This is a genomic window from Streptomyces sp. 8N114 (assembly GCF_052245835.1).
Lineage (GTDB): Bacteria > Actinomycetota > Actinomycetes > Streptomycetales > Streptomycetaceae > Streptomyces.
In genome coordinates, this window is the sequence record NZ_JBQQBT010000062.1 from 1 (window position 1) to 1,138 (window position 1,138).

General features: G+C 62.9%; 1 protein-coding gene. It reads left to right on the forward strand.

The annotated features are described in order from the left end of the window. Positions 1–1,138 (forward strand): amino acid adenylation domain-containing protein (locus ACTWQF_RS36745; protein WP_443284122.1); only part of this gene is annotated, 1,138 nt, incomplete at both ends.

Here is a 1,138-nt window from a genome sequence, read left to right on the forward strand (position 1 = left end):
CCTGCTGGAGTTTGGTGGTGGTGAGTGTCGGGTGTTGCGGGATGGTTCGTTGGCGGGTGGTTTTGAGGAGCAGGTGGGGCGGTCGCCGGGTGGGACGGCGTTGGTGTTCGAGGGTGTGGGGGTGTCGTACGGGGAGTTGAATGCGCGGGCGAATCGGTTGGCGCATTGGTTGTTGGAGCGGGGTGCTGGGGCGGAGTCGTTTGTGGGGGTGCGGTTGCCGCGTTCGGTTGATTTGTTGGTGGCGTTGTTGGGGGTGTTGAAGTCGGGGTCGGCGTATGTGCCGATCGAGGTGAATCAGCCGGTGGAGCGGGTGGAGTACATCGTTGCTGATGCTCGTCCGGTGTTGGTGCTTGAGGAGTTGCCGGATACGGCGGGGTATTCGGAGGTGGATCCGGGTGTGGAGGTGTTGCCGGATCATGCGGCGTATGCGATTTATACGTCGGGTTCTACTGGTGGGCCGAAGGGTGTGGTGGTGTCCAATCGGTCGATTATGAATCGGTTGGAGTGGGGGCATGGTGAGTATGGGCTGGATGCTTCGCATCGGATGGTGTTGAAGACGTCTGTTGGTTTTGATGTGTCGGTTCCGGAGATTTTCTGGCCGTTGTTGGTGGGTGCGACGTTGGTGATCGCGCGGCCGGATGGTCATCGTGATCCGGCGTATCTGGCCCGGCTGATCCAGGAACAGCAGGTCACCGAGATCAACTTCGCCCCCTCCATGCTGGCCGCGTTCCTCGCTGAACCGGCCGCGGCGGATTGCACGAGTCTGCGCCGTGTCGAGGCAGCCGGAGAAGCCATCCCCGTCGAACTCGCCAATCAGTTCCTGCGGGTGTTGCCGGGCGTTGAGTTGCACAATTTGTACGGTCCGACGGAGGCGGCGGTGGAGGTGTCGCATTGGCGGCATCGGGAGGAGCCGGGTGCCAGTGGTGTGCCGATCGGCAGGCCGGTGTGGAATACGCGGTTGTATGTGCTGGATTCGGCGTTGCGTCCGGTGCCGGCTGGTGTGCCGGGTGAGTTGTATCTGGCTGGTGTGCAGTTGGCGCGGGGTTATCTGGGGCGGCATGGTCTGACGGCTGAGCGGTTCGTGGCTGATCCGTTCGGGCCGCCCGGGGCGCGGATGTATCGCAGTGGTGACCTGGTC